Origin of the sequence: Streptomyces sp. MK37H, assembly GCF_018035285.1 — a bacterium.
Classification (GTDB): Bacteria; Actinomycetota; Actinomycetes; order Streptomycetales; family Streptomycetaceae; genus Streptomyces; species Streptomyces endocoffeicus.
In genome coordinates this window covers 1-1,645 of record NZ_JAAAYH010000814.1, presented here as the reverse complement: position 1 = coordinate 1,645, position 1,645 = coordinate 1, and the positions used below count along the sequence as shown (strand labels likewise).

General features: G+C 72.5%; 1 protein-coding gene. It reads right to left on the bottom strand.

Annotation, left to right across the window (positions count from 1 at the left end; all coding sequences use genetic code 11):
• A partial coding sequence (locus tag GWI24_RS44145; RefSeq protein ID WP_210951628.1) for a serine/threonine-protein kinase occupies positions 1–907 on the bottom strand: 907 nt, incomplete at its 3' end.
• Between the last annotated feature and the right edge of the window lie 738 nt (positions 908–1,645).

The following is a 1,645-nucleotide window of genomic DNA, read 5'->3' as shown; positions in this document are numbered from 1 at the left end:
GGGCGAGCAGCGCGGCCACGCCCAGCGCCGCCTCGGCCTGCGCGGCCGAGGCGTGCACCCCGACACCGGCGGCGACCACGCGCAGCGCCCGGGCCAGGCTCTCGGCACTCGGGCGCTCCTCGGGCCGCTTGCGCAGACAGCGCTCTATGACGGTCCACAGCGGCTCGGGCACGGTCGAGGGGCGGCGCGGCTCCTCGCTGAGGTGGCGGTGGAGCACCTCGAGGGCGGTGTTGCCGGCGAACGGCGGACGGCCGGTGACCAGCTCGTAGAGCATGATGCCCGCGCCGTAGATGTCCACCGCGGAGGTCTGCGGACGGCCCTCGGCGGACTCCGGCGCCACATAGGCGGGGGTGCCGACGAACTCCTGGGTGCGGGTGAGGCCGGGCGAGTCGGCGAGGCGCGCGATGCCGAAGTCGGTCAGCATCGGGTGCATCTCCTGGCCCTCGCCGGTGCCCGCGAGCAGCACGTTGGCGGGCTTCAGGTCGCGGTGCACCACACCGTCGGCATGGCTGGCGGCGAGCGCGTCGGCGATCTGGGCGGTGAGGAGGGACGCGGCCACCGGGGTGAACGGGCCGTTGCTGCGCAGGTACTTGTGCAGGTCGGGGCCGTCGATCAGATCCATGACCAGGGCCAGCAGATCGCCCTCGACCACCAGGTCGCGGGTGCGGACGATGTTGGGGTGGGTGAGCCTGAGCAGCACCGAGCGCTCGCGGAGAAAGCGCATGACGATATCCGCGTCGTTCGCGAGCTCCTCCTTGAGGACCTTGATCGCGACGGTCTCGCCGGGCTGCCCGGCCACGGCCGCCTCGGCCCCCGCCGTCTCCCGCTGGCTGGCTCGCCAGACGGTGCCCGTGGCTCCGCGCCCGAGCGGCTCCTCGAGCAGGTATTTGCTGCCTACCGGCCGCACGTCATGCGCTCCCTGATCGTGGTCTTACATCGGTGGACTGCGTTGGTCTGCTGGGTGATCTGCTGTGTGGGTCTGCTCTGGTACTCGTCTTGTTGTGCTCGTCCGCCCCACTGTAATGGCGACGCACGGTGGGCCCTATCCGATCACCACACGAGGGCCCGGCGCGGGGGAAGACGTGTGATCCGGACGGATGGTTGCCAACGGTGGTCCGGGTCGCTCGTTGACCGCTCAATCGCCGCTCAAACGGGCGCGGCGGGGCGCGGAGGGGCGCGTCCGGGCGGCTTCCGTCACCTCAAGGGCGGCGCAAGGGCGGCCGTTCCGGTCGCAATCAGCCAGTTTCGGCCGACTAGCCGACCAATCAAGATCATGTAGCGCCGGGCGGCGGGCGAACTGTCGGTGGCAGGTGCGAGGATGCAGGCAGCACGGAAGCGCCGAGCGCCGGGAGGCTCACGCTCCGTGAGCCGTACGACCCCGTACGGACCTGTACGTGCCGAAGGGCCTGGGGGCGGTGGTGGGGGTCGGCACCCCTGCCCGGCCCCCCGGACAGAAGGGACCGTTGACGGCGATGCAGATTCGGCTGACCGTCCTCGGGCCGCGCAGCGCCCACCCGGGCCGTTCCGGCCACCATCCTGCGCCCGCGTCCGGGCCGTACGCCCTCGGGGGCGCGGTGGACGTCCTGGTCACCGCGCCCGTCGGCACCGCCCTCGCCGCGGTGGCCAGTGGGCTGGCCGACGCGGT